This is a genomic window from Bizionia sediminis, assembly GCF_042684585.1.
In the GTDB taxonomy this organism is placed as follows: domain Bacteria; phylum Bacteroidota; class Bacteroidia; order Flavobacteriales; family Flavobacteriaceae; genus Algorimicrobium; species Algorimicrobium sediminis.
Window position 1 is genome coordinate 45,708 of the sequence record NZ_JBHULS010000008.1, and the last position, 26,452, is coordinate 72,159.

Sequence of the window (26,452 nt, forward strand, 5' to 3'; positions counted from 1 at the left end):
AAGTCTCAAAAAAAGCATAGGTTATTTTTCACTAAATTAACGAAAAAACCATGCCAATATAGTGCCTTGCTATTAATTTTTTGTTAAACAGGATAAATTAAAGCATTGCGGCCTATTTTATGTATTTTTGCGATTGTAAAACAAATAAGTACCATGACAAAAAGACCACTCATTTTAGTTACTAACGACGACGGTATTGCGGCACCAGGTGTGCGGGCATTAATTGAGGCGGTAAAAGATTTAGGCGATATTGTAGTGGTTGCACCAGACAGTCCGCAAAGTGCTATGGGACATGCCATAACCATAAACTCGACACTCCATTTAGAACAAGTAACCATTGACGATTCTGGCCGTATTGAATACAGCTGCTCGGGCACGCCCGCCGACTGTGTAAAACTGGCTGTTAATGAAATACTGGATCGCCGGCCAGATTTATGTGTTTCTGGAATAAATCACGGTTCCAACTCCTCCATAAACGTTATTTACTCGGGTACCATGAGTGCGGCGCTTGAGGCAGGTATTGAAGGAATTCCTGCAATAGGATTTTCCTTATTAGATTATAATTACAACGCTGATTTTACGGCAGCAAAAAAAATTGCAAAACGTATTACGCAGGAAGTTTTAAACAATACCTTACCAAACGATATGGTGTTGAACGTGAATATTCCCAATATAAAAGAAGCCGACATAAAAGGCATAAAAATATGCCGCCAAGCCAAAGCGAATTGGCAAGAGGAATTTGATAAACGCCAAACACCACAAGGGAAAGATTACTACTGGCTAACGGGAAAATTTGTTAATTTAGACAAAGGAACAGACACGGACGAGTGGGCTTTGGCCAACGGATTTGTATCGGTTGTACCAGTACAATTTGACCTGACGGCACACCATTATGTGCAACAATTAAACACATGGAATTTTAATGATTAAAAAAGAAATACTAATCGGGTTTTTGGTAGGCTTATTGGCCAATACACTTGGTTTAATACTAGCCACCATTTTATTGGGCTCGCACGACGATTTTGAAACAGCGCTTCGTAATGCCTCTGCACAAGGCTTTTTAGGAAAACTGGTTAGTTTAGGCGCCATTTTAAATTTATTAGCTTTTTTTATTTTTATAAGGAAGAAACAAGACTATCGCGCCAGAGGGGTGTTGCTGGCTACTGTGGTTATTGCCATAGCTACATTTATTATTAAATATTTGTAATATGAAATACTACTTAATTGCAGGCGAAGCTTCCGGCGATTTGCATGGCTCCAACTTAATGAAGGCTTTAAAAAATGAAGATCCCCAGGCTGAATTTCAATTTTGGGGAGGCGATTTAATGCAGGCCGTTGGTGGTACTCTAGTAAAGCATTACAAAGAGCGAAGCTTTATGGGCTTTGCTGAAGTAATTTTGAATTTAAATACCATAAGAAAAGATTTTAAACGCTGTAAAAACGACATAAAACAATACCAACCCGATGTTATCATTTTTATAGATAATTCCGGATTTAATTTACGCATTGCAAAATGGGCTAAACAAGCCGGTTTTAAAACGCACTATTACATTTCGCCACAGGTTTGGGCTTCCAGAGCGGGACGTGTAAAAGCTATAAAACGCGATATAGACGCCATGTACGTTATTTTGCCTTTTGTAAAAACATTTTACGAGGCACACCAGTATCCGGTTCATTTTGTTGGACATCCGCTCATTGACGCTATTTCAAACAGACACGCCATAAAGGCTTCCGAATTTAAAAACAAATACGGTTTGCAAAACAAACCCATTATTGCTTTATTGCCCGGTAGCAGAAAACAGGAAATTGCTAAAATGTTATCCGTTATGCTAACTTTAGTCCCGAAATACCCCAATTACCAGTTTGTAATTGCCGGTGCGCCTAGTCAGGATTTTAGTTTTTACCAATCTTTTATAAAAGCAGCTAACATTCATTTCATTTCCAATAAAACCTACGATATTTTAAGTGTTGCAACCGCCGCTTTGGTTACTTCTGGTACTGCAACACTAGAAGCAGCTTTATTTAAAGTACCGCAAGTAGTTTGCTATAAAGGCAGTTGGCTATCCTACCAAATAGGAAAACGTTTAATTACGCATATTAATTTTATTTCGTTAGTGAATTTGGTTATGGATAAAGCCGTGGTTACGGAGTTAATACAGGACGATTTTACTGCTGAAAACCTGAAAACCGAACTAGACGCCATTTTAAATAACAACAACCGCGTACAGATGTTAGAAGCCTATAATGAATTAGAGAAAAAATTAGGGGGTACGGGTGCAAGTGCCAAAACTGCCAAACTAATTTACAAGGCCCTTAACTCCTAAAGCATGCTAAAACAAGGTGTTATGTAATTGTTTTGTACCCAGAAGCGTTTCTCGAAGTGTTTTAGCAATGGCATAGCTTAACAGTGGTGGTACCGCATTGCCAATTTGCTGATACTGACTCAAGCCCTTTTCCCAACTCATTTTAGTACGCATACCCTGAAACACAAAGGTGTCTGGAAAAGACTGCAAACGCGCCCCTTCCCTAGCTGTAAAATTTCGGTGTAAATACGGGTGAATAAAATTACTTTGAAATGAAGCAGCAATTGTGGGAGCTGGTTTTTCTGCATGCAAACGCTGGTTATTTTGCGAAAACACAATTTTCGATTTCTCTTTAGGATTTCCGCGCTTAACCGCGGCATGTTCTGGCGTAACATGCGCTAAAGATTGCCCCGCTTTAATAACCTTGAACCTACTAATAACGCGTTGTGTATGGCGCATGGCTACATGGTTGCAAACTATACGGCTGTCCTGTCTCATAAAACTTTGGTAGGCATTTTTTGAAGCATATGGGTAAACCATGTTTTCGGTACCTTGAGCCGCCTCTATTTGTGGTAAATCGGATATGGCTTGCCAAACTGTTACAGGTTGTGTATAGGTTTTTTTTGGAAAAACAGGTACTGTGTTTAAATCTTTACGAATCCCAATCATTATAACACGCTGCCTAGTTTGCGGCACTCCATAATCTGAAGCCAACAATACTTTATAGGCCACCTCATACCCTATGCCAGCGTTTTCGAACTCTGTTTTCATCAGCTTTATAACAGCTCCCTTTTGCATAGATAATAAGCCGCGTACATTTTCCATTACAAAAGCCTTTGGTTGGATATCGGTTACCACACGAACAAACTCGTAAAACAACTCGTTTCGCGGATCGGATTTTGTTTTGTTTCTATTTTTATTGGCCAAAGAAAAACCTTGGCACGGTGGACCACCCACTACTACATCTGCAGGCTCCTTTAGGTTTTCTTGAATTTGCGCAGTTGTAAGCGCCCTCAAATCGGAGGTTATAAAAGGGACATTTGGAAAATTATAGGTATAGGTTTTCTCGCAGTTGTGGTCCACATCGCTAGCGAGTAACGTTTTGTAGCCAGCCCATTTAAAACCTAAAGCCAAACCGCCGCAACCCGAAAATAAATCGATTAGAGTCATAAAAATTTTATAATGCTGCTTTAAAAGTACAGGTTTTTGATGTAATGACCAATGATGTTTTTACTTCGTATTTTACTATTAATTTAAATTTATGTATTTTCGATTTATGCAAAAAATCGTACTTATTTTAATCTGTTTCATCTGTTTTTCAGCCTGTAAATCCAGTAAAAATACGGCTTACCGTTCTAAAAAGAGTCCGACATCCACCAAGGCCATCGGTGCTACTAACGCTACTTACAACCCTACTGCTGAATCGGTTATAAATTACGCCAAGACTTTTAATGGCGTAAAATATAAATACGGAGGAAGTTCTAAAAAAGGGATGGATTGCTCTGGGCTTATTGTTACTTCATTTAAAAAAGAAGGCGTGCTGCTGCCTAGAACAACCTCCGAATTGGCTGTAACTGGTAATTGGGTAGATGTTAAAGCCGTAAAAAAAGGTGATTTATTATTTTTTGCAACCAAAAAAAATAGTCGAAAAGTTAATCATGTCGGAATTGTTACCCAATCCCGCCCTGGTTTTGTAGAATTCATTCACGCTTCAACTAGCAAAGGGGTTATGTTGTCTGAATTATCTGAACGCTATTGGTATTTTGCATTTGTTCAAGCCAGACGTATCCTGTAATTTTTTTGTATCTTACTATTGTGAAATTAGTTGATTTTCCAATAGTTAGACTTGTATGTTGTTTCATGCTTGGCATTTTAACAGGCGATTTGGTACAAACGTCTTTATTTACTGCCATGTTGCTTGCGTGTATTTCTGTACTTGTTTTAACTGCTTTATTTTTCTTAAATAGTCTTAAATACAACAGAAACCTGTGGTTTGCAATGGCAACTTATACCAGTATTTTAAGTCTAGGTTATGTTAGTGTTGCTGTACACCAACACACCAATTACAAATCTCATTTCACGCATATTTCCGATACGACAACTAATAACTTACGTTTGCATGAACTCCAAATTACAGAGCTTCTTAAACCAAACGCCTTTAATAACCGTTACCTAGCCAAAATAAAACGAATAGACCAAACGCCGGTTTTTGGCACCGTGCTTTTAAATATTGCAAAACAAGATAGTGTACCCAAACTATCCGTAGATGACAAATTGCATATTTACGGCTCTATTCAAGCACTACAACCTCCACTAAATCCATATCAATTTAATTACAAACGGTATTTAGAGCGACACCAAGTATACGCACAATTATACAGCCAGCACAAGCAAATTTACAAGCATGAAAAGGCTACGGAAAGTGTTTTTGGTTTAGCGCACAATGTAAGAAGCAAGTTAAACCAAGCGCTACAAGCTTATCAATTTAAACCTTCCGAACTAGCTGTAATAAACGCTTTATTTTTAGGACAAAGGCAGCAAATTACCACCAGTTTATACACCAACTATGTGAATGCTGGAGCCATTCATATTTTAGCCATTTCGGGCTTACACATTGGCATTATACTCTTTTTGTTAAAATGGCTTTTTACACCCCTGTTACACCTAAAAAACGGTAAGTATTTAGTGCCGATATTGATATTAATGATACTTTGGAGTTATGCCATTATAGCGGGATTATCGCCTTCCATTTTACGTGCCGTAACCATGTTTAGTGTATTAACCATAGGCATGTATTTAAACAGACCTAATAATATTTACAACACCTTGGCTATTTCGGCATTTTTAATTTTAATAATAAACCCTTTAATGCTTTTTGAAATTGGATTTCAGTTAAGCTATTTAGCGGTATTGGGTATTGTTGCTGTGTATCCCTTAATTTACAATCCTTTGAAAACCAAATACCGTTTCTTAAATAAAATATGGGCTTTAATAGCCGTGTCATTGGCCGCGCAAATAGGTATATTTCCATTAAGCATTTTTTATTTTAACCAATTTCCCGGATTGTTTTTACTTACCAACCTTTTTATTATTCCAGCGCTTGGTTTTATACTAGGCTACGGCCTTTTTATATTTTTATTGGCTTTATTAGGCGCTCCAAAAAGTTTTTTATCCGATTTTTTTGGACAAATTATAAGCTGGATGAATTCGTTTTTTGGCTGGGTGGCACAACAAGAAACGTTTGTTTTTAAGGCCCTGTCATTTAATCTTATTATGGTAATTAGCTTGTATATAGTCTTTATTTTGGCAGTACAATATGTCTTGAAGAAATCCTTTTTTAGGTTGCAAATAGCCGTACTTGCCATATTTGGATTTCAAATTGTATATATAGGCAATACTTTTTTGCAGCAATCAAAAAAGGAACTTGTTATTTTCCATAAAACCAGACATAGTTTGATAGGATTTAGAGATGGCCAGAATTTAAAGGTATTCCACGATTTAGGCCCTATAAAAAACCAGAGCAGCCAGTACCCCATTAAAGACTACAGGGTGGGTAATTTTATTAAAACTGTAGCCATGGATAGTATTAAAAACGTTTACACCTTTTACAACAAAAAGCTGTTAGTAATTGATAGTTTAGGAATATATAAAGGCTTATCGTTTAAACCTGATTATGTTTTATTGCGGCAATCGCCAAAAATTAATTTAAACCGAATGCTGGATTCGTTGCAACCTAAATTACTTATTGCAGACGGAAGCAACTACAAAACAGTTGTGGTCAAATGGGCAGAAACTTGCAAAAAGAAAAAGCGCCTTTTCCACTACACAGGCGAAAAAGGCGCTTTTACAGCAACATGGCCGTGAGTTAATTTTTAAACTCCGGTTTAAAAGACTGGGCGTAAGCTTGAAAGTCCTGTTGCGTTTTAAACTTGGTATGTTCGTTGTTTTTGAATATTTTTAGATACAATTCTATTTGCTGTGGCGTTTTATAACCTGCAACAGGCGCCAGTAAATCGGCATTTTCATCCAAATACACAATGGTAGGATACGCACGTACACTAAAATAACGTGCCAGTTCGTGCGCTGAATTACGCCTGTTGGCCTTTGCTGGATCGTACCCAGGATTTGTGTAGGTTTTCCCTTTAAAATTCACTGTTTCATTTCCTTCTGCATTAAATTTCACGGCATAAAAATATTTATTTACGTAGTCTGCCACATCTTTATTCTGAAAGGTATTTTTATCCAACATTTTACAAGGACCACACCAATTAGTGTACATATCCATCATAATTTTTTTTGGATTTTTTTTCTGAAGTGCTACCGCCTCTTCCAAGGTAACCCAGTTTATTTGTTGCGCAAAACCAATTGCCGAAACAGCCACAAACAAAACCAGGGTATGTATTATTTTTTTCATGTTATTTATATTGAAATTATACTATCGAACTTACAAAAAACACGCCAAAAAGGCGTGTTTAAAATAAATTTTAACAATTTTATAGCTTATCGCACACCGTGCATTAAACGTTTTAATAATGGATTTAATACCACTGAAACTAAACCGACAGCAACAGGTACAATGGCAAAAATTAAGAAGAATACACCGAGTGAGTATTGTTCAGAAATTTTATCAATCATACCACCCATAGTATTTGCTACTTTTTGCCCAACAGCAATAGCCAAATACCAAACCCCAAACATAAAACCAATCATTCGGGCAGGCACTAATTTACTTAAGTAGGACAAACCAAGCGGCGATAAACAAAGCTCGCCCATGGTGTGAAATAAATACGCTAGTATTAAGAAAATCATACTTACAGAGGCTGTTTTTGCTCCTGATGGAATATCGGATGCGCCATAAGCTAAAATAGCAAAACCAAAGCCTAATAATATTAAACCAATGGCGTATTTCATAGCAGCACTCGGATTGTATTTACTCTCCCACCACTTTGAAAACAGCGGTGCCAAAGTAATAATGAAAAAGGAATTTAATATCCCAAACCAAGTAGCATCTACACGTAATTCTTCAGAAAATGACTTGTCGTAAATTCTATAAATTACCAACCCCCAAACACCAATAAAAGCAATAGCCAACATCACATTGGACAAACCAATTTTAGTAAAGGTTTTCTTAAAGATTAGAATAATAACGTAGGTAATAATAATAAGCGGAATGGTGGTTAAAAGACCATCAATAATTTTAAAGACCGTAGCTGCACCCCCTACAAGTTCTCGGTTTGTATAATCGCTTGCAAATAAGGTCATGGAGCCCAAAGACTGCTCAAAAAACGCAAAAAAGAAAACCGTAAATAAGGCAAAAATGGATACGGCTACTAACCTATCGCGAACAATTGGGATGTAGCGTGAAATACGACTAATTAACAGAACCAAAAACAAAATTAATGCCGTTAGTACAATAAAGTTAGAACCGGTTAAGCCCATAATCTCGAAAGGCAACATAGATGTTCCGCCAATTTTTTCAAGTGGATCGTTAAATAAATACAGCAAACCACCCACAGATGACAGAACAATTAAGGCTTTGTCCAGGGTAGTAAATGGATTTAATTTAGAAGCGGCCTCAACCTCTTCTTTTACAACTTCTGGGTCCGATGTATCCTCGCCTTCATGAAACACGACATCAACCTTTTTGGTTGGTGCTGCACCTACATCGCCAAATATTTTATGAGCAAATAAAAATTGCAGCATACCAAGTAGCATAAAAATTCCGGCTAAACCAAAGCCCCAATGCCAACCGTAGTTTTCTGCTAAATACCCACAAAGCATCATTCCAAAAAATGCACCAGCATTAACACCCATATAAAATATGGTATAAGCACCATCCTTTTTGGACTCTCTGGTTTTGTACATTTCCGAGATAATAGAAGTAATATTAGGCTTAAAAAAACCAGTTCCCACTACTAACAAAGCCAGACCTAGGTAAAATGAACCGGTGGTTTCGAAAGCCATGGCAGCATGTCCAAGCGTCATGATAACACAACCAATAACTACGGCCATACGGTATCCTGTAAACTTATCGGCAATCCAGCCCCCAATAATTGGTGTTAAATATAATAGCGACGCATAGGTACCTATTAAAGCTAATGCATGTTCTCGCGGCCAATCCCAACCTGGATTATCGCTCATCATCGGCGCTGTTAAGAAAAGAATAAGCAGGATACGCATGCCATAAAATGAAAAACGTTCCCACATTTCAGTAAAAAATAAAATAAAGAGTCCTACCGGGTGGCCAAGAACCGTGTCCTTAAATAGATTTTCAATGTCTGTGTTCATAGTATAATTTATTAGTATATAAAAAGCATATTAATAACGTAGGTGTTTATATGACTGGTGTTTAAAGCCCTCAATGTGCACATTTTAGGCCTAACGCCCGGCACTACTCCACGCCATGCATTTTCTTTTTAAGCATAGGGTTTAGTAACATCATAATAACAGCTGCAGCGATTGGTATAACGGTAAATATTAAAAAGAAAGTGGACAAGCCGTATTTTTCAGAAATAGGATCGATGAAACTTCCCGTAAAACCGCCTAGCAAATTAGCAAAGAAATTAGCTGTAAACCAAATACCAAACATAAGGCTTACAAACTTTACAGGTGCTAATTTACTTACATACGACAAGCCAACTGGCGATACGCACAATTCGCCCAGCGTGTGTAAAAAGTAAGCCGCTACCAAAAATAATAGGCTAACCGATGCTGTTTTCGCGCCATCTGGAATACCTGCGGCACCATACGCTAACACCCCAAAACCTAAACCAACTAATAGCAAGCCAATGGCAAATTTAATAGGCCCAGACGGATTTAATTTACTTTCCCAAAGTTTAGAAAATAAGGGCGCAAATAGAATAATAAACAACGAGTTTAACACCGAAAACCACGAAGCTGGTACTTCGGTAGCATCCGATTGGAACTCTCTATTTAGCATCCAGATTACAATACCCCAAATAATTATAAAACTGAAACCTAACAGAATATTTGCCAAGGCGTAATTTTGAAAGGTTTGTTTAAATAATAAAATTAAAACCCACGTTATAACTAACATTGGCACCACGGTTATTATGGCATTAACAACCTTAAAAGTTAGAGCGGCACTGCCCTCTAGACCTCTGTCTGTATAGTCGGCTGCAAACACCGTCATGGAACCACCGGCCTGCTCGAAAGCCCACCAGAAAAAGATGACAAACAATGAAAACACACCAATAACCACCATGCGGTCTCTTACAACTTTGGAATTTTCTGCTTCTTCAATAGCATCTTCTATATCGTCGCCAATTTTCTCAACCCCATCCTCAATAACATCATCAAAATCTGCAGATTGTTTAGGCGATAACCCAATACTTCCAAATATTTTTTGTGTGAAAAAGAATTGTAACATGCCTAAAAGCATAAAAATACCTGCTAGACCAAAGCCATAATGCCAGCCTACATTTTCGCCAATGTAGCCGCACAATAAAATGCCTAAAAAAGCACCGGCATTAATACCCATATAGAAAATGGTGTATCCAGAATCCTTTTCTTTGCCTTGGTTTTTGTACAACTGTCCTACCATGGACGAAATATTTGGTTTAAAAAAGCCGTTTCCAACAATTAAAAAGGACAAACCTAGATAAAAGAAAATGGGTGTAATACCCTCTAGAGCCATGGACGCATGACCTAGCGTCATGATAAAGGCACCCAGCACGACTGCACGCCGGTAGCCCATAAATTTATCAGCAATAAAACCACCTATTATAGGTGTTAGAAAAACAAGACCGGTATACCAACCATATAGCACTAGGGCATCTGCTCGAGACCATTCCCAACCACCATCTATAAGTGAGGATACCAAGAAAAGAACCAATAAGGCGCGCATACCATAATAAGAAAAACGCTCCCACATTTCTGTAAAAAACAATACAAACAATCCAGAAGGATGGCCCAGAACTGTTTTTTGATTCTCAATAGATCCTCCAAATTTATATTCCATAATAAGTAATATTAGTTAGTGTTAGTGTTAGTGTAAATTTTTAATTGCTTTAAGCTGTCCTAAAACGCTCTTTAATTCCCCAATGTTCTATCAATAAAATTGGTCATTTTAGTATATAAATGTAATCTGGTATTTCCGCCGTAAATACCATGATTTTTATCCGGATAAATCATCCACTCAAACTGCTTGTTGGCCTGAACTAAAGCTTCTACCATGCGCATTGTGTTTTGTACATGCACGTTATCATCTCCGGTGCCATGTATTAAAAGGTAGTCGCCTTTCAGTTTGTCTACGTGATTAATAGGCGAATTATCGTCGTAACCACTTGGGTTTTCTTGTGGCGTTGTCATGTAGCGCTCGGTATAAATAGTATCGTAAAAGCGCCAGCTTGTAACCGGTGCTACAGCAATAGCCATTTTAAAAACATCATTACCCTTCAGTAAGGCGTTACTACTCATAAAACCGCCATAACTCCAACCCCAAATGCCTATTCGGGCGGCATCAATATAAGCTTGTGCTCCAAGTTTTCTAGCGGCTTCTATTTGATCTGCTACTTCGTATTTACCCAATTCATTTTGTGTTACTTTTTTAAAGTCGGCTCCTTTATAGCCGGTACCACGCCCATCAATACACACCACAATATATCCTTTTTGTGCTAATAGCTGGTACCAATAATCGTTAGCAGCATGCCAAGAATTTGCAACGCTTTGAGAACCAGGTCCGGAATACTGATACATAAACAAAGGATAGGTTTTTGTTGCATCGAAGTTTGGTGGTTTTACCATCCACATATTTAAATCGTTACCATTAACGTGTATGGTTGAAAACTGTTTCTCTGCCATTTGATAATCCGCCAACTTTTCTTGTAATTTGGCGTTATCTTTTATGCGTTTTATTTCTTTTCCATTTTTAGCGTAATGTAAGGTATACACTGGTGGTGTGGACACACTGGAATAAGTGTTTATAAAGTACGTAAAATCGGCACTAAAGGCAGCACTATTTGTACCCGTATCAGTAGTTAAACGTGTTTTATTACGACCATTAAGTTTTATGGCATATACATCCCGATTAATAGAGCCATTTTCTGTAGACTGATAAAATATAGTGTTGTGTTTGTCATCAAACCCATAGTAATTGGTTACTTCCCAATTTCCTTTGGTAACCTGACTAATTAATTCACCTTCTTTGCTGTAGTGATAAATGTGATTAAAACCATCTTTTTCACTTGTCCAAATAAAACTATTGTCTTTTAAGAATGTTAAATTATCTGTCACATCAATGTAGGCAGAATCGCGCTCCTTTAAAATAATTTGAGACTGGTTGGATGCCGCGTTTACAAGCCACAAATCCAATTCATTTTGGTGTCTCTTCATTACCTGTGCGCTTAACAAATCTGGATTGTTAGTCCATGTAAGCCTTGGTATGTACAAATCGCTATCCGCGTAGTTAAATTCTACATCTTGCGTGGTATTAGCCGCCACATCGTAAATATGTAAAGACACTTTTGCATTGGCCTCCCCCGCTTTTGGATATTTAAATACATGTTGGGTTTGGTACAAATCCGTACCATACACATCCATAGAAAACTCGGGCACTTCCGTTTCATCAAAACGAATAAATGCTATTTTGTTGCTAGCCGCATTCCATTCAAAAGCTCTTACAAAGGCAAATTCTTCCTCATAAACCCAGTCTGTAATACCATTTATTATTTTATTTTTTTCACCATCGAAAGTAATTTGTTGGGTAACACCTGTTTGTAAATCTTTTACAAAAAGGTTATTTTGATAACCATAAGCTATTTTGGTTCCATCAGGAGAAAAAGTAGGTTCTTGAATTTTTTCAACAGCCACTAATTCCAGTACGTTGGTATTCAAATTATACACGTAATATTTGCCCAATGTAGAACGTCTAAAAATAGGCGTTACTTCCGTAGCTAAAAGTATTTGTGTTTCATCTGCACTAAAAGTATAATCGGAAAAGCGATCTAAACCTTCCAAATTGGCAGCATTTACTAATGTTTTGTTTTTATTTGATGTTTTGTAGTCGTAAACATCTATTTGAGTTGTACCCGACGCCCTGTCAAAATTTAATACGGAATATTGTTTTCCGTTGTTCATGGAATGCAAGGCATCCAAACGTTCTGTTCTAAAATTTCCGGACCAAATAGCTTCAAGAGAAAACTTTTTATTTTGAGCTGTTGCAAAAAGCCCTGATATAAAGCAAACTAACAGAAGTTGTTTTGTGTATGTCATTAAAAATAAATTTTGGCATAAAATGATGTCAAGTTTACTAAAAAATACGCAAAAAACCGTATTTATTAACACTTAAATACAGATAGCCTCCAGAACTCAATCAATAATACTATCTTTGCCACCCAAATATAATACAAATGAATACCCCTGTTACTGGTTTTTCAAAACTATCGAAATCTGAAAAAATTGATTGGATTGTTAGCAATTATTTCACGCATAAACAAGCGGCCAAGGACCTTTTAATGAATTATTGGAATGCAGATGCCAAACTTCAGCAACTGCATGATGAGTTTATTGAAAACACCATTACAAACTACTATTTACCTTTTGGCGTAGCACCAAATTTTTTAATAAACGGGAAGCTTTTAACCATTCCTATGGCTATTGAAGAAAGTTCTGTAGTAGCTGCCGCCAGTAAAGCGGCGAAATTTTGGTTAGATAGAGGGGGCTTTAAAACCCAAGTTATTGGTACCACTAAAATTGGACAGGTGCATTTTATGTTTCATGGTGACACCAAAAAACTCGAAACTTTTTTTAACCACATAAAACCACAACTACTAGCAGATACCCAAGCCATAACTGCCAATATGAACAAACGCGGTGGTGGTATTTTAGATATAAGCCTACGCGATAAAACAACGGAGTTATCGGGCTATTACCAATTGCATGTTTCTTTTGAAACGCTAAATGCTATGGGGGCCAATTTTATAAACTCTTGTTTGGAGCAATTTGCAACCACTTTAAAGCGGGAAGCCTTGTTATATGAAGGGTTTTCGGAATCGGAAAAGCAGATACAAGTTATTATGAGTATCCTATCTAATTATGTTCCGGAATGTTTGGTACGCGCAGAGGTGTCTTGTCCTGTTACAGAGTTAACAGATGGTACACATACAAACGCCGAAGCTTTTGCTAAACGTTTTGTTCAAGCCGTTAAAATTGCCGAAATAGAGCCATACCGTGCAGTAACGCATAATAAAGGTATTATGAATGGCATTGATGCCGTTGTATTAGCTACCGGAAACGATTTTCGCGCCGTAGAAGCTGGCATCCACGCTTATGCCGCACGTAATGGCGCATATAGCAGTTTAACCCACGCCGAAATAAACGATGGTATTTTTAGGTTTTGGATTGAAATACCGTTGGCTTTAGGTACCGTAGGCGGCCTTACTGGCCTACATCCGCTAGTAACATTTGCATTGGAGTTACTACAAAAACCCAGCGCTAAAGAACTTATGGAAATAGTAGCCGTAGCTGGATTAGCTCAAAACTTTGCAGCCTTAAAATCGCTTACCACTACAGGTATTCAAGAAGGCCATATGAAAATGCATTTAATGAATATTTTAAACCAGTTTCAAGCATCGGATACTGAAAAAAATCAGATTATTGCACACTTTAAAAACCATGTAGTCACCCATAGAGCTGTTGTAGAAGCCCTAGAAAACTTACGGAAGTAAATTAGCAGCGTTATGACAAACTACTACAGCCATGGCAAAGTACTTCTTACAGGAGAATATGTAGTTCTAGACGGCGCGCTAGCCTTGGCACTTCCAACCATATACGGGCAGTCGCTAGCAGTAAGCCCACAAACAACTAACACCATAATTTGGAAAAGCACCGACAACCACAATCAGGTTTGGTTTGAAGAATTGTTTAGCATACAGGCAGACAAAACATTAGTTGCCGCGAGCACACATCCTGTATCCCAACGTTTGAATCAGATTTTAAAGGCCGCTAAAGCACTTAACCCTTCATTTTTAACTACGGGTTGCCACGTAACCAGTAAACTTAATTTCCCGAGAAATTGGGGCTTGGGTTCATCTTCAACCCTTATTAATAATATAGCCAATTGGGCGGGCGTAAACCCTTATATTTTATTGCAGCAAACGTTTGGTGGCAGTGGTTACGATATTGCCTGCGCCCAACATGGTAAGCCTTTAACGTATAACTTAAATAACCAAACGCGTATAGTTAAGCCCATTGCTTTTAATCCGGTATTTCAATCGGATTTGTATTTCGTTTATTTGAATAAAAAGCAAGACAGCCGCGAAGGCATTGCCTCGTACAAAGCGGCAAGCCATTATAACAAAAAGGCTGTAGCAGCTATTACCGCTATAACAGATCAAGTTGTTACTTGCAACAATTTAGGGGAATTTCAAGATTTAATGGAAAGGCATGAAACCATTATTTCCAATATAATAAAGCAACCACCCGTAAAAACGCGTTTATTTCCCGATTTCCCGGGCGCTATTAAAAGTTTAGGCGCTTGGGGAGGTGATTTTGTTTTGGTAGCTAGTACTAGCAATCCAGCTACATACTTTGCTAAAAAAGGCTACAAAACCGTGTTACCCTATACCGATTTTATTTTATAAAAATCATTAAATAATTTCGTGTATAACAAGTTAGTAATACGTTCAAAAAGTGTGTTTACAACACGGGTAAAAGCCAAATTTGCATACCTTATTACATAAGCCAAAAAAGGGTTTTACACACGTAAAACCCTTTTTGATTAAAATAATTTAAGTACTAATTAAATTATTGAACTGTTTTAGCTCTGTTATCCTCAATTTCAGCAGCCTCTTTAAGAGCCGGATACAATAAAGAATTTACAGAATTTACTTTTTCGCTTTGCACCTGATTGGCAAAACCTTGATAATTATCTAGGGCTACGGCAGGCGTCAATTTCTCTAAACGCACCATATAAACGCCTTTATCGCCTTCAATTAATTTAGATGTTTGTCCTTCTTTCATTCCAAAGGCATAGCCAACTACTTTAGGTTCGTTACCTGCACCAGAAATAGTAGGTGTTACCATACTTAAGGCAAGCGCAGAGCGTACGCTTGTATTTTCTGCAGCCGCTAAATCCTCTAGAGTTGAAGCCGACACGCGACTTTTTATTTGTGCTGCTTTTTTCTCTTTACGTAAAATAGGTAATACGGTAACAGAGGCATCTTCCGTTTTCATTAAGCCAGCTTTATTTTTAGCCACTAACTGTACAATAGCGTAACCACCAGGCACATTAAAACGTTTATAATCGCCCACCTCTGTGGCATCCTCAAAAGCCCAACGTGTTATGGCACGCTGATTCCCTAAACCTGGAATGTTCTCGTCTAAAACTTTAACCGTATTAACAGGACGTACCGTGTAATTTTTTTCTGCAGCCAAATCGGCAAAATCTGTTTTCTCGATGCCAATTTCGAAATTTGAAGCGTTTCTAAACACCTCGTTCACCGTTTGTTCAGAAGGCTCAATTTTTCTTGCTATGGTTCCTATTTTAACAGCACGTTGCTTATTTTTTTGTCCTAAAATTTCAATGATATGAAAACCGAAATCTGTTTTTACCACACCTATAGCGCCGTCTTCGCTTTCAAAAGCAAAATCTCTAAACTCTGGCACCATCGTGTTATAAGTAAACCAGTCTAAAACACCCTCTTTTTCATTACTAACTGTATCTGCAGAAAAATCTAAAAGCGACACAAATTTTCCTGTGTCGGCCTTAATTACTTGCATTAAGCTATCGGCTGTTTTTTTCGCTTCTGCTTCGGTTTGAGTGGTTGTTTCTGTTTGTGAACGCGAACCTACAAATGGTATTAAAATATGTCTTGCTTTAACAGAATCTGGCAATTGTGCTACGGCCACCATTTTGGTTAACTTTACAAAACCATTGTCTTTGTAAGGTCCGTAAACTTCGCCAACATTTAAATTAAAAATAGCTTCAGCTACTGCCTCTGGTAAAGCAGTTTTTTTAATAAAACGGTTATCGAATTTTACATCGGAGTTGGCCACAAAATTGATGTAATTAGCGTGCTCGGTTACATTTGAGAACGCAGGAATTGTATCGGTAACACCATTTACATATTCCACTTGTGCCTCTTTGTATTTTGCAACTTCGTTTTCCAATTCTTGAATATCGGCAACAGAGGCTTCTTCCTTAAACATAACATATTGTAAATCGCGGGACGCCTCCACTTCAAACTGCTTTCTGTTCTTTTTCATGTAAGCCTCAATTTCAGATTTTGAAACGGCCACGGTACTATCTGGAATAGCACTGTAAGGAATTTGCACATATTTAATATCTGCCTTGTCTCCTTCTAGTTTATGCTCCAACTTGCCCTCTGCTAAAGTACCAATCATACCAGCTTTAACCATGTTAAAATAGTTTTGTTGTAAAGCAGTTGTTGCTACAGATGTTTCGTAATCTACCCACTGCTGGTAAGCAGCTGCAGAGGTAGCTTTTAAATTGGCAATGTATTCGGTTAGTTTGTTATCGTCAAACAAGCCTGCTTCATTCTGAAAATCTGGGTTAGACGCTAAATTGGTACGCAAAATATCGCGCATTTGGTCTCTTTCTACGGTAATACCCAAGGTTTGAAATTGCGTTTCCAGTACAGCATTACGCACTTCTTGTTCCCAAACACGGTTCATAACTTGTGTTTGTGTAGCCTGACCACCCATTTGTCTGGTAGCGTTTTCCACTTTCATTAGAAAATCTTCGCGTAAAATATCTTTGCCATTTATGGTAGCCACTACATTTTGAGATTTAGCGGAAAGGGCATCGCTATTACGAAGCAAATCTGATAAAACAAAGGCAAATAATGCCAATGCAATGATGAGTATCAGGAAAAGTGAACGTTGTCTGATTTTATTTAAAACTGCCATCTGTTATTTAAATTTTTTACAATATAGTGCGCGAAAATACCATTTTCTATTTAATTATGAAAGGAGAATTTTGTATTAATTGGTTTAATATTTGGGATATTAGTCTTCTTCCAATATTTTAAGCTGAACCAAATCTATTTTAGTTGTGGAAACTTCTAACACAGTAAATTGAAAGCCGTTGGTTTCTACTACTTCGCCACGTTCGGGTATGCCTTCGGTAAGCGCTACAATTAACCCGCCTAGGGTTTCGTAATTTTCACTTTCAGGTAGGTTTAGTTTATAGGTTTCATTTAAGTAATCGACTTCCAAACGGGCAGATAAAATAAAGGTATTACTATCTTGTTTTTCTTCAATTAACACTACGGTATCGTGTTCGTCTTCAATTTCACCAAATAGTTCTTCTACAATATCTTCCACAGTCATAATACCCGAGGTGCCCCCGTACTCGTCCAACACCACGGCTATGCTGCGGCGTTTTTTTATTAAGGCATTCAAAACGTCTTTAATAAGCATGGTTTCAGGTACAAACTCGACTGGCGTTAGTATGGATTTTAAACTTTTGGGCTTTTTAAACAACTCGAAGGAATGCGCATAACCTAGAATATCATCTATATTATCCTTATAAACCAATATTTTGGAAATACCGGTATCTGTAAATTTAGCATTAATTGTTTTTAAGGATTCCGTGACATCTACAGCAATTAGCTCGGTTCTAGGCACCATAACTTCTCGTGCTTTAACTTCGGAAAACTCCAATGCATTTTGAAATATTTGAATTTCGGTGTCTACCTCATCGGTAGGTTGAGCAGATTCCATTTGCTCGGAAATGTAATGACCCAATTCTATTTTTGTGAAAGCAAGTTGCACCTGATCGCCTTCTGTTTTAAAAAACTTTTTAAGAATAACGTCGGTTATCCAGATAACACAATCGCTTATCCACGAAAACAACAGATAAAAAAAGTACGCAGGCCCTGCTAATATTTTTAGCAAGGAATTGGCGTAAATTTGAAAAAATACCTTGGGTAAAAACTCGGCCGTAATCAGTATTATTAAAGTTGAAATAACGGTTTGCGTTAGCAGACTAAAATTAACGAACAAATAGGTTAGTAACCCAACATTGGATTCCGTATTTGCTATGATGTCCTGAAACCAGGCCACCAACAAATCGCCCATAAAAAACCCATAAATTACCAGTGCTATATTGTTACCAATAAGCATGGTGGCAATAAATTTAGAAGGTTTAGCGGTTAGTTTACCCAATATTTTAGCCAGGACACCGCCTTGTTTTTTTTCAATTTCTATGTGAATTTTATTAGAAGACACATAGGCTATTTCCATACCTGAAAAAAATGCAGACAGCAGCAACGATGCCATTATAATAATAACATCTGAACTCATAGATTATTTGCGGTCTTTGTCCTCAAAACGTTTATTGAATTTTTTTCTGAAGAAGAACATGAAAACGGCGGTACCGGCTAAAAGCAGCGATACATAGTCTATCATTTCTGTTTCCATGTATTTTTGAGCTGCTATGTAAACGAAAAGCACTGCAAAAAACAAATAAGCATACTGGAAAAACTTAAAGAGTTTCATTGTAATATGTTTGAATTAGTAATAAAACAAAGGTAGTTAAAAAAACCTGATGACTTGGCGTATCATCAGGTTTGCATCATATATTTTTAATGGGAATTATTCGGTAACTAAAATCACGCCCTCTTTAGATTCCGCCAATTGCCCCTCGGTAAACTTAACATTAGAGTCGAACATGTTTCCTTTTAAAACATTTCCGTTGGACTTAAAAGTAACCGGCTTATTTGTAAAGAGCCATTCTCGGTTTTGGTCGTAATACAATTGTTGGGCATACAAGGTATCCTGTTGTGGAGAGGCTAAAATAACGTTTCCTTGCATGTCTATTAAACCCGTTTTATCGTACACAATGGCGTAATCTGCCAGTATGGTGCTTTTTTTATTGTTTTCATCAAACAAATTCATTTGTACCCGTTCTGGAAATTCTGAAAACGGGAAGTCCCTATTGGAATAGTCCAACATTTTAGGACTTTTTAACGTAGCAGTCACTCGGCCGGAGTCTGTATATTTTAGATCCATATTTTCTGCGACGCCAATTGGAGCATTTTCAGAAATACCCATTTCCTTAACAGCCTTCAAATTGTTTTCGCAAGAAAAAACCATAACAAGCACCAAGATGCTGGTTATGGTTTTGTTTATATGCTTTTTAAACAGTTGCATTATATTTTTGGAACAGTAACGGTTTTGCCAATCCAGCAGCCCACATTTATTTGCTTACCAGCCATATTTTCTTGAAATATTTCTGTTTTTTGAGGCGCATTAGCACGGTAGCTTGTAGCGGATTGTGCTGCCATTTTTTTAAGAGTAGGGTCTACTCGTCCTGCTTTTTCCGCCTCATCGGCAGCTAACCAAAATACGGCACGCTTGTTAAAGTTAGTATCACCACAGTCGTTTGCACTAGCGCTGTACATAGCAGCAATACGCAGGTGTGGACGCCCATTAGATGGGTTTAATCTAAGGGATTTCATATAGTAATCTCTGGCACTGCTAAAACGTCCTTTTGCACGTAGCTTATCGCCTATTTTCTCGTTTAAACGCGCTTTTTTAAAGTTATCGGTTTCCAAACCTACCGCTTGCTCATAAAAAGCTAGCGCTTCGTTAGTACGCCCTTCTTTGTCTTTTAAGATACCTAGGTAGTAGGCAGAATTAGCAGATGGGCTAATTTCGTGATAAGCGTTTACCAATTTAAAGAACATTGGGTCGTCTGTACACTCTTTTTCAGACATTTTACCAGCCGCACGCTGCAACCAAACGGCGTTTGTTTTGTTATCTTCAAAACCTTTTTGGTATAAAGGAATTAGGTTTTCACAATTAGCGCGGTCGCCTAATTTTTTATCCACACCAGTTGCCACCTGATCGTAAGCCTTTAAGTAGCTTTCGTAGGAGCGTTGGTAACGGCTTTCTTTTTTGGTAAGTGCTGTACCAGCCTCTTCTTTTTCAATTAATTCGTTTAGTTTTTCAGAGTAATTACCAATTTCTATCTGAATTTTTTCAGCAACGTCGTCGTACTTATTAAATAAATCGGATGCCGGTTTATTGCCAGCGTCATACAAATCCACCATCAACGAAAAGTAAGTATACAAGGATTTTGGATTGGTAAAGTTTTTTTCGTCCTTTTTAAAAGCGGCATCAAAACACGCGTACAATTGCATATCTGTTAACCCTAAAATTTCTTTATTGTCGTACTGAAGCTGGCATGCCTTTGTATCGTACTCGCCTGCTGGTGTACTGCTAGCAAAGTGTATTTGACGCTCTGCATACAATTTAATTAAATCGTTTAGAAAGGCAACTTTTTGGGCGCCGGTAGCTTTTTCTATTTTATGCTCTAAAATATCTTCACCTTGGCTGTAAATTGCTTTGTGTAAACTTGGACAATTGGTTCTAACATACATCCATGGTTCGTAAGCTGCATCAAAATTTTTAGCTTTTGCCAGTTCAGAAAATATGGACAACTTTGTCATACATTCTTCATTGTTTTGCGCATTAGCCACTTGATAGCCAAAAAATAACATGATGGCCAATAAGGTGATTTTCGTTTTCATAATTTTTGTAATAAAAGTGTTAATCGTATCGTCTCTTTTCAAACCATTTATCGTTAAGTGATAAACTTAAACTAAAATTAAGATAGTTTTCTTGAATTAAATTCCTGCTAGTTGTGCCGCGTTTTCCGAACTCCACAGCAATGTTAGCATTGGAGAAAAAATCGTTTCCTACCGGTAAGCCTACTCCAAAAGACATGCCAAACTCGTCTATGGAGGTGTTATTTACATTTAAACCCGAAGTTTCATAACGCAATCCGGCCCGATAAACCACACGTTTAAAGTAACTTGTAAACGAATTGTAGTCTGGAATAACAAATCCGCCAAGTGCAATTGTAGAACTATTAGAATAATCTACACCCGCATTACCATAAAGCTCGTTTTTGAAATTTTTGGTATTCTGAAAAGTGTATTCCGCTCCAACAAACCAAATTCTTGGCTGGCCAATACCAGCGCCAAAAGAGAATTTTGTAGGCAATATAAAATCTGTTTTGTCTAAACCCTGCGCAGCTAAATCTGCATCCAAGGTATTTATAGGAATTTCGGAACCTAAAATTTCGTTAAATAAAATCGTTGCAAACGAACGTTCGTTTCGGGATTTTAATGGTGTTTCTGGTGAAAAGGTGAAAGAAGACTGCAACTCCAAATTATCGGTAACCATGGTTTTGTAAGTAAGCCCGAAATTAAGTCCGAAACCACTTAAATTAGAGCGGTTAGTTTCCCGCGATTGGTATTGAATTAGACTACCATCCATGGGGTCGTAATCGAATACAATGGTGCTGTTTTTAATATTTCCAAAATTATAATTTAAGTCTACTCCTATACTTAAGTTTTTGGTTAGGGCATATCCCGCAGAAAGATAGGTTTTATTTACACCACCTTCGCCTCTAAAGCGTTCGTTTAAACTTAAATCGGCATTTCGGGTTTCCAACTTGTAACCAACAGCTGTGTATGGTATTAAACCAAAGCCAATACCTAATCTTCCCAGAGGTAAAGCCATAGATAAATAATCGAAAGTAGACGATTTCAAATTATCTTCACCTGCAAAACTTTTCAATTTTAAGCGCGCGTGCGAGGCTGCCACCGAAAAAATAACAGGTCTGTTTTCGTTACCATAAACTGCTAGATTGTGCATGCCATAAGCAGCGGGGTTACGCAGGTTTAAATGAATACTATCTGTATACACACCAATACCACCCATACTACGGTTTTCTACGGTGCCCTTAAATTTTAAGCTTCCAATTCCATAAAAAGAATAGGGCGATGCCGTACCATCTTGCGCATAACTTTTAATTGCAAATACAGCAATAAAAACTACTACCAGTTTTTTAATCATTCGTTTGTATTATAGTGTAAAATGTGGTTTAAACCTTCTAATAAGAAATTAGAATGGGCAAATATGCTACTTTTTAATTGTTTAGACAAAAAATTAGTGTCTCCTCCTGTTAAAATAACTGTTAAATCTGAATATTTTTCTTGATACCGCGCTATCACCCCATCTATTTCAGACAAAATACCATACACCACACCAGCATGAATAGCACCATTTGTGGTAGTGCCAATTAAAGCTTTGGGAGTTTCTGGCTTAAGCAAGGGCAAATTGGCTGTTAAGCTATTAAGGGCGGTGTATCGAAGCTGCAAACCAGGTGAAATAGCACCCCCTAAATAGCGATTGTTTTTTGAGATAAAATCGTATGTAATACAGGTACCAACGTCAATAATTAGACAATCGTTATTCGGGTATTTATTAGCCGCTGCACAAGCCAAGGCCAACCGATCCATACCCAAGGTTTTTGGTGTTTCGTAACCATTAATTATAGGTAATGGTGTTTTTGGGTTTAGTATAAGCGTATGAAGGTGCTTGGGCAGTAATTGCGCAGGTATTTGCGTTTGTAAGCCAACCGACGATAGGATACAATTTTTAATTTCCGGAAAGCGCGCCATTAAAAGCTGTATTTTATTTTCAAGATTATTGAGAACATCATTTTCTTTAACCAAAAGCTCATAACCTTGAAAAACAGCTGTTTTTACACGTGTATTTCCAATATCGATAATTAAATTCATACGCTGATTTAAAATTGTAAAAGTACAAAACGATTTTTTATAACTTTTCTTTTGGTGAATAATAAAAACCGATTATATTTGCAACCGCATTACGCACTGGTGCCTTAGCTCAGTTGGTAGAGCAAAGGACTGAAAATCCTTGTGTCCCTGGTTCGATTCCTGGAGGCACCACCACCAAAACCCAATCTGAAAAGATTGGGTTTTTTGGTTTTATAAGGTTTGCTTTGTTTGTAAAGTTGCTCTTTTATTAAAGTATTGTTTCCCCCATTAAAACAAACGTACCACTCAAAGAGTCAATCGCTTTCAAACTTTTCTTAATTCTGAAGATTATTTGGCAGGGGTACTATGTTTTTAGTATCCTAATATTTTTAATTACTATTCTCCTTTTTCTGAGAAACGGTGAGAGTCTCTACTTTGTATATAATCTTTAGGTGCTAATCCCGTGTATTTTTTAAATGATACAAAAAATGCATTATAAGATGTAAAACCAACGGCATCCGCAAGGGCATCAAAAGTTTGGTTTTCTAAAAAATCAGTATTGATATATTTTACTGCATCCTTTATTCTATTTTGATTACGGAATTCAACAAAAGACATTTCACAGTGATACTTAAAAACATAAGATAAATGACTAGCAGGAATATTTAAGTCTTTAGACAAATCTTTAATAGTATACTTACTGTTTCTAAACGGATGGTTTGAATTAATATAACGTTCAATTTCTGCTAAATAAGATCCTATTTTAGTATCAATACTCTCATTTAGTTTCGAATCTTGTGCGCTCTTAATTTCAGGTATATTATCTACCCAAACAGGACTAACAGCTTGCGATTTCTTTTCCAGCTCCTGAAATCTATTTTTTAATTTGGGATATCCATAAAGAAGCTCTGGACTTCTTAAAATGTAAACAAAAACAAAGAACCACAACAAACTCTTGACTAAAGATGATTTATAACCCACTATTCTTGCATTTTCATTCATTTCTGTATATATCGAATACACTAATTTAATGGACAAAGTAACCAATACTAAAAGTAAAAATACGGCCCATTTTTTCATTAAAGCCTCATGAACACTTGACAATGCGGAAGAGTCGTTTCTTTTTGCCCACAAATTATTATAACTTAAGTAAATAGAAGCCAAACAGTAACCAATAATAAAAACCTGAATACTAATAATTTGTATAGTTTCAATAAGACAGCTATTCAAAATAGAAAAATTATATTGTAAACTATTTAACAGCAAATTAGATAGTGGAAATATTAAATGTAAGGTCCGTTTTGGATTAAAATGAACCCGGTCTGAATAAAGCGATTCGAAATATAAATAAACCGAGGGAATGGCAAATAAAATAATAGGACCCATGTAAAAAGAGTAGGTATTAAAACTACCCAAATCGTAGAAACCCAATAAACCAATATGAACGAGCCTAAAGGATACTACTAAAAAAACAATAATAAGGTACAAATTAAAAAAGGCACTCCACTTATACGAGGTAATTATAAAAACTACAACTAAGAAACCTAAAAATCCAACAAATAAGGATAAAAAACTATCCAATTGATCGAGCATATTATTTATGGCATTAATTCGGAGTTATTTTTTGAATTCCCTTCAAAAATTCAAATATAAACAAATATTTGTGGTTTACGGGTGTTACTATTTTCTGTAAAAGCTTACTATTTTCTCCAAATACAGAGTTGTAAGCTGCAAACTACAAGACATACAAACGAATTTAGTATAGTTTTGAACACCCAAATTCTTCTTCTATGAAAATTATACTACGCTGTGCTGCTTTAATGCTTATTTTACACTTTCAGGTTTCTGCACAAGAAATAGGACGGCAAATGATCAGTTCACAAGGTGCTTCCGTTACAACGGCTTCTGGATTGAAAGTTTCACAAACCATAGGCCAACAATCTATAATTGGTAACTCAACAAGCGCTGTAATTGTCCAACAAGGATACCAACAAAGCTATTGGCAATCGTACATACAGAAAACAACGAATACCCTAAATAACATAAAATTATATCCTAATCCCGCTAGTGATATTTTGAATTTTAATTTCGGTGACATTACCAACCTACCCATTACGATTCTGCTTTATGATGTAAACGGCCGATTGGTTTATAACCAAAAACTTCAGGTTGAAAACTCCAAACTCTCCATAGATGTATCCAAATTAAATGCTGGTATGTATTTAGTAAAGTTACAAGGAGCCAACTTAGATTATTACTCTAAAATACTAGTCAACTAAATAAACATTAAAAATGATCAAAAATACACTCCTAATTCTAGTCTTTTTAGGTTTCTCAAACCTATATGCACAAGAGCTATTTATAAAAACTGGTAAAAACAGTACAACGTTCGATTTTTCTAGTCCTAATAAGAATCCCGAGGTGTCCTACAGGTCGGGTTCTGGAAATTTTTATGAAGTTGGTTACCAATGGAATTTAAAAACCAACAAACTAGCTTATTTGGTAAGTCTAACATATAACCAGTTTAACGCTTCCGCTTCATATCTCACAAATAGTTATTCTTGGGAAACAAATTATATAGGAATACAGAATGTATTATCTTATAAGTTGTACGAAACAAATATCATACATGTTTCACTTGCAGCGGGTTTTAATACCGCAACCATAATAAGAGGCGACCAATTTATTAATACCACTTACTTTGATATTAAAAATAACGAAGAGTTTGCTGGCATACTCTTTCAACCCGGTATAGGAACTGATATTAAGTATCTAATTTCCGAAAAAATAAGTTTGAGTTTAGGCTACAATTACTCCAAAGCTTATAACATTTCTAATGGCACCAACGAAAAACTAAAATTTAATACAAGTCAATTCCAACTCGGAATCCACATCCCAATTCTAATTGAAAAAAATAATTAATCATGAAAAAAATATTAGTAATCTTAACACTATTTGTTTCATTAGTTGGGTTTTCTCAAACAAATGGAATAACCTACCAAGCAGTGATTCTAAATCCCGAAGCTCAACAAATACCGGGCACAAATAATTTTAACACACCTTTATCTAATAAAAACGTATGCTTACAGTTTTCTATTTTAGATGAAAATTCTGCTATTGAATATCAGGAAACTATAAGCACCAGGACTGATGCATTTGGTATGGTTAATTTAATTATTGGCTCCGGAAATCAAACTGGAGGCTATGCTAATGCATTTCAAGATATCCTTTGGAGTAACAATGCGAAAAACCTGAAAGTAGATTTAAACACCAACGGAGCATGTTCCAATTTTGATGAAATCAGTAATCAGCCATTTACCTTTGTACCTTTCGCGATGTTTGCTTTAAATTCTGAAAACACCGTTTTAATTGAAGATAATTTATTAGCCATTTTAGACCTACAAGCAGAATTAGATGCCACACAAACTGGTGCCGGTTTAGAAACCGATGGAACTTATACTGCCAACGGTTCAACTAATTATATCAATAGCTCAACTTCTATCGTGGATGCGACCGAAGATTTAGATGCCCAAGTCAAAACCAATGCGGATGGGATTGCTACAAATGCGACATCAATAACGAACAATGCGA

Annotated in this window: 23 protein-coding genes and 1 tRNA gene; 11 read left to right on the forward strand and 13 right to left on the reverse strand. The window is 36.8% G+C overall.

What is annotated here, in order from left to right:
• Window positions 1-153 precede the first annotated feature (153 nt).
• The 3 genes from surE to lpxB are packed head-to-tail and all read left to right on the forward strand — an operon-like array spanning window position 154 to window position 2,324.
• Window positions 154-930, forward strand: a complete 777-nt coding sequence (gene surE, locus ACFSQP_RS12705; protein WP_376895101.1) for a 5'/3'-nucleotidase SurE — start codon at window positions 154-156, stop codon at window positions 928-930.
• Complete coding sequence (locus ACFSQP_RS12710; RefSeq protein WP_376895103.1) at window positions 923-1,207, forward strand: hypothetical protein; 285 nt, start codon at window positions 923-925, stop codon at window positions 1,205-1,207. The genes surE and ACFSQP_RS12710 overlap by 8 nt, the downstream gene beginning before the upstream one ends.
• A gap of 1 nt (window position 1,208) precedes the next feature.
• The gene (gene lpxB / locus ACFSQP_RS12715) at window positions 1,209-2,324 is read left to right on the forward strand and encodes a lipid-A-disaccharide synthase (RefSeq protein ID WP_376895105.1); all 1,116 of its coding nucleotides are present in this window, start codon (window positions 1,209-1,211) and stop codon (window positions 2,322-2,324) included.
• Between the two features lie 6 nt (window positions 2,325-2,330).
• On the opposite strand, the gene ACFSQP_RS12720 is transcribed toward lpxB, so the two are convergent.
• A complete protein-coding gene (locus ACFSQP_RS12720) occupies window positions 2,331-3,473 on the reverse strand; it encodes a DNA cytosine methyltransferase (protein ID WP_376895107.1) in 1,143 nt (380 codons plus the stop codon).
• A gap of 106 nt (window positions 3,474-3,579) precedes the next feature.
• On the opposite strand from ACFSQP_RS12720, the gene ACFSQP_RS12725 reads away from it, so the two are divergent.
• Together ACFSQP_RS12725 and ACFSQP_RS12730 are read left to right on the forward strand one after the other, a co-directional pair.
• On the forward strand, window positions 3,580-4,098 hold the full coding sequence (locus tag ACFSQP_RS12725) for a C40 family peptidase (RefSeq protein ID WP_376895109.1): 519 nt from the start codon (window positions 3,580-3,582) through the stop codon (window positions 4,096-4,098).
• A gap of 65 nt (window positions 4,099-4,163) precedes the next feature.
• On the forward strand, window positions 4,164-6,167 hold the full coding sequence (locus ACFSQP_RS12730) for a ComEC/Rec2 family competence protein (protein WP_376895111.1): 2,004 nt from the start codon (window positions 4,164-4,166) through the stop codon (window positions 6,165-6,167).
• Between the two features lies 1 nt (window position 6,168).
• Here the strand turns inward: ACFSQP_RS12730 and ACFSQP_RS12735 are convergent, their stop codons facing one another.
• The 4 genes from ACFSQP_RS12735 to ACFSQP_RS12750 form a co-directional block, all read right to left on the reverse strand.
• Complete coding sequence (locus ACFSQP_RS12735) at window positions 6,169-6,717, reverse strand: thioredoxin family protein (RefSeq protein WP_376895113.1); 549 nt, start codon at window positions 6,715-6,717, stop codon at window positions 6,169-6,171.
• Between the two features lie 86 nt (window positions 6,718-6,803).
• Entirely contained in the window at window positions 6,804-8,591 is a 1,788-nt protein-coding gene (locus ACFSQP_RS12740; protein ID WP_376895115.1) for a peptide MFS transporter, read from the reverse strand.
• A 103-nt stretch (window positions 8,592-8,694) separates the two neighbouring features.
• Window positions 8,695-10,284 carry a peptide MFS transporter gene (locus ACFSQP_RS12745; protein ID WP_376895117.1) on the reverse strand — a complete coding sequence of 530 codons (1,590 nt, stop codon included), beginning with the start codon at window positions 10,282-10,284 and terminating at the stop codon, window positions 8,695-8,697.
• Window positions 10,285-10,355: 71 nt separating this feature from the next.
• On the reverse strand, window positions 10,356-12,536 hold the full coding sequence (locus ACFSQP_RS12750; protein WP_376895119.1) for a S9 family peptidase: 2,181 nt from the start codon (window positions 12,534-12,536) through the stop codon (window positions 10,356-10,358).
• Window positions 12,537-12,673: 137 nt separating this feature from the next.
• Between ACFSQP_RS12750 and ACFSQP_RS12755 the strand changes: the two genes are divergently transcribed.
• Together ACFSQP_RS12755 and ACFSQP_RS12760 are read left to right on the forward strand one after the other, a co-directional pair.
• On the forward strand, window positions 12,674-13,990 hold the full coding sequence (locus tag ACFSQP_RS12755) for a hydroxymethylglutaryl-CoA reductase, degradative (protein WP_376895121.1): 1,317 nt from the start codon (window positions 12,674-12,676) through the stop codon (window positions 13,988-13,990).
• A 12-nt stretch (window positions 13,991-14,002) separates the two neighbouring features.
• Complete coding sequence (locus ACFSQP_RS12760; RefSeq protein WP_376895123.1) at window positions 14,003-14,905, forward strand: GYDIA family GHMP kinase; 903 nt, start codon at window positions 14,003-14,005, stop codon at window positions 14,903-14,905.
• A gap of 163 nt (window positions 14,906-15,068) precedes the next feature.
• Here the strand turns inward: ACFSQP_RS12760 and ACFSQP_RS12765 are convergent, their stop codons facing one another.
• From ACFSQP_RS12765 to ACFSQP_RS12795, 7 genes are all read right to left on the reverse strand, one after another.
• Window positions 15,069-17,192 carry a peptidylprolyl isomerase gene (locus ACFSQP_RS12765; protein ID WP_376895125.1) on the reverse strand — a complete coding sequence of 708 codons (2,124 nt, stop codon included), beginning with the start codon at window positions 17,190-17,192 and terminating at the stop codon, window positions 15,069-15,071.
• A 99-nt stretch (window positions 17,193-17,291) separates the two neighbouring features.
• Complete coding sequence (locus ACFSQP_RS12770; RefSeq protein WP_376895127.1) at window positions 17,292-18,590, reverse strand: hemolysin family protein; 1,299 nt, start codon at window positions 18,588-18,590, stop codon at window positions 17,292-17,294.
• 3 nt (window positions 18,591-18,593) lie between these two features.
• The gene (locus ACFSQP_RS12775; protein ID WP_376895129.1) at window positions 18,594-18,785 is read right to left on the reverse strand and encodes a hypothetical protein; all 192 of its coding nucleotides are present in this window, start codon (window positions 18,783-18,785) and stop codon (window positions 18,594-18,596) included.
• Window positions 18,786-18,881: 96 nt separating this feature from the next.
• Complete coding sequence (gene lptC / locus ACFSQP_RS12780; RefSeq protein ID WP_376895131.1) at window positions 18,882-19,439, reverse strand: LPS export ABC transporter periplasmic protein LptC; 558 nt, start codon at window positions 19,437-19,439, stop codon at window positions 18,882-18,884.
• Window positions 19,439-20,821, reverse strand: a complete 1,383-nt coding sequence (locus ACFSQP_RS12785) for a hypothetical protein (protein WP_376895132.1) — start codon at window positions 20,819-20,821, stop codon at window positions 19,439-19,441. Before ACFSQP_RS12785 ends, lptC begins: the two co-directional genes overlap by 1 nt.
• 19 nt (window positions 20,822-20,840) lie before the next feature.
• Window positions 20,841-22,154: a hypothetical protein gene (locus tag ACFSQP_RS12790; RefSeq protein WP_376895134.1), complete on the reverse strand. Its 1,314-nt coding sequence runs from the start codon at window positions 22,152-22,154 to the stop codon at window positions 20,841-20,843.
• Window positions 22,151-22,882 (reverse strand): type III pantothenate kinase, encoded by a 732-nt coding sequence (locus ACFSQP_RS12795; protein WP_376895136.1) that lies wholly within the window; start codon window positions 22,880-22,882, stop codon window positions 22,151-22,153. Before ACFSQP_RS12795 ends, ACFSQP_RS12790 begins: the two co-directional genes overlap by 4 nt.
• 98 nt (window positions 22,883-22,980) lie before the next feature.
• Here ACFSQP_RS12795 and ACFSQP_RS12800 point away from each other — a divergent pair.
• Window positions 22,981-23,056, forward strand: a tRNA-Phe gene (locus tag ACFSQP_RS12800).
• A 201-nt stretch (window positions 23,057-23,257) separates the two neighbouring features.
• Here the strand turns inward: ACFSQP_RS12800 and ACFSQP_RS12805 are convergent.
• Entirely contained in the window at window positions 23,258-24,454 is a 1,197-nt protein-coding gene (locus tag ACFSQP_RS12805; RefSeq protein ID WP_376895137.1) for a helix-turn-helix domain-containing protein, read from the reverse strand.
• 197 nt (window positions 24,455-24,651) lie between these two features.
• Between ACFSQP_RS12805 and ACFSQP_RS12810 the strand changes: the two genes are divergently transcribed.
• The 3 genes from ACFSQP_RS12810 to ACFSQP_RS12820 form a co-directional block, all read left to right on the forward strand.
• Window positions 24,652-25,140 (forward strand): T9SS type A sorting domain-containing protein, encoded by a 489-nt coding sequence (locus ACFSQP_RS12810; protein WP_376895139.1) that lies wholly within the window; start codon window positions 24,652-24,654, stop codon window positions 25,138-25,140.
• A 13-nt stretch (window positions 25,141-25,153) separates the two neighbouring features.
• A complete protein-coding gene (locus ACFSQP_RS12815) occupies window positions 25,154-25,783 on the forward strand; it encodes a hypothetical protein (protein ID WP_376895141.1) in 630 nt (209 codons plus the stop codon).
• Between the two features lie 2 nt (window positions 25,784-25,785).
• Window positions 25,786-26,452: hypothetical protein (locus ACFSQP_RS12820; protein WP_376895143.1), on the forward strand; the 667-nt coding region annotated here is incomplete at its 3' end.

Coding starts and splice junctions, on each gene's coding strand:
- ACFSQP_RS12785 (WP_376895132.1), bottom strand. CDS start 20,821: ATGAAAACGAAAATCACCTTATTGGCCATCATGTTATTTTTTGGCTAT.
- ACFSQP_RS12815 (WP_376895141.1), top strand. CDS start 25,154: ATGATCAAAAATACACTCCTAATTCTAGTCTTTTTAGGTTTCTCAAAC.
- ACFSQP_RS12765 (WP_376895125.1), bottom strand. CDS start 17,192: ATGGCAGTTTTAAATAAAATCAGACAACGTTCACTTTTCCTGATACTC.
- ACFSQP_RS12740 (WP_376895115.1), bottom strand. CDS start 8,591: ATGAACACAGACATTGAAAATCTATTTAAGGACACGGTTCTTGGCCAC.
- ACFSQP_RS12805 (WP_376895137.1), bottom strand. CDS start 24,454: ATGCTCGATCAATTGGATAGTTTTTTATCCTTATTTGTTGGATTTTTA.
- surE (WP_376895101.1), top strand. CDS start 154: ATGACAAAAAGACCACTCATTTTAGTTACTAACGACGACGGTATTGCG.
- ACFSQP_RS12735 (WP_376895113.1), bottom strand. CDS start 6,717: ATGAAAAAAATAATACATACCCTGGTTTTGTTTGTGGCTGTTTCGGCA.
- ACFSQP_RS12750 (WP_376895119.1), bottom strand. CDS start 12,536: ATGACATACACAAAACAACTTCTGTTAGTTTGCTTTATATCAGGGCTT.
- ACFSQP_RS12730 (WP_376895111.1), top strand. CDS start 4,164: ATGCTTGGCATTTTAACAGGCGATTTGGTACAAACGTCTTTATTTACT.
- ACFSQP_RS12775 (WP_376895129.1), bottom strand. CDS start 18,785: ATGAAACTCTTTAAGTTTTTCCAGTATGCTTATTTGTTTTTTGCAGTG.
- ACFSQP_RS12720 (WP_376895107.1), bottom strand. CDS start 3,473: ATGACTCTAATCGATTTATTTTCGGGTTGCGGCGGTTTGGCTTTAGGT.
- ACFSQP_RS12770 (WP_376895127.1), bottom strand. CDS start 18,590: ATGAGTTCAGATGTTATTATTATAATGGCATCGTTGCTGCTGTCTGCA.
- ACFSQP_RS12710 (WP_376895103.1), top strand. CDS start 923: ATGATTAAAAAAGAAATACTAATCGGGTTTTTGGTAGGCTTATTGGCC.
- ACFSQP_RS12760 (WP_376895123.1), top strand. CDS start 14,003: ATGACAAACTACTACAGCCATGGCAAAGTACTTCTTACAGGAGAATAT.
- ACFSQP_RS12810 (WP_376895139.1), top strand. CDS start 24,652: ATGAAAATTATACTACGCTGTGCTGCTTTAATGCTTATTTTACACTTT.
- ACFSQP_RS12755 (WP_376895121.1), top strand. CDS start 12,674: ATGAATACCCCTGTTACTGGTTTTTCAAAACTATCGAAATCTGAAAAA.
- ACFSQP_RS12745 (WP_376895117.1), bottom strand. CDS start 10,284: ATGGAATATAAATTTGGAGGATCTATTGAGAATCAAAAAACAGTTCTG.
- lptC (WP_376895131.1), bottom strand. CDS start 19,439: ATGCAACTGTTTAAAAAGCATATAAACAAAACCATAACCAGCATCTTG.
- ACFSQP_RS12790 (WP_376895134.1), bottom strand. CDS start 22,154: ATGATTAAAAAACTGGTAGTAGTTTTTATTGCTGTATTTGCAATTAAA.
- ACFSQP_RS12725 (WP_376895109.1), top strand. CDS start 3,580: ATGCAAAAAATCGTACTTATTTTAATCTGTTTCATCTGTTTTTCAGCC.
- lpxB (WP_376895105.1), top strand. CDS start 1,209: ATGAAATACTACTTAATTGCAGGCGAAGCTTCCGGCGATTTGCATGGC.
- ACFSQP_RS12795 (WP_376895136.1), bottom strand. CDS start 22,882: ATGAATTTAATTATCGATATTGGAAATACACGTGTAAAAACAGCTGTT.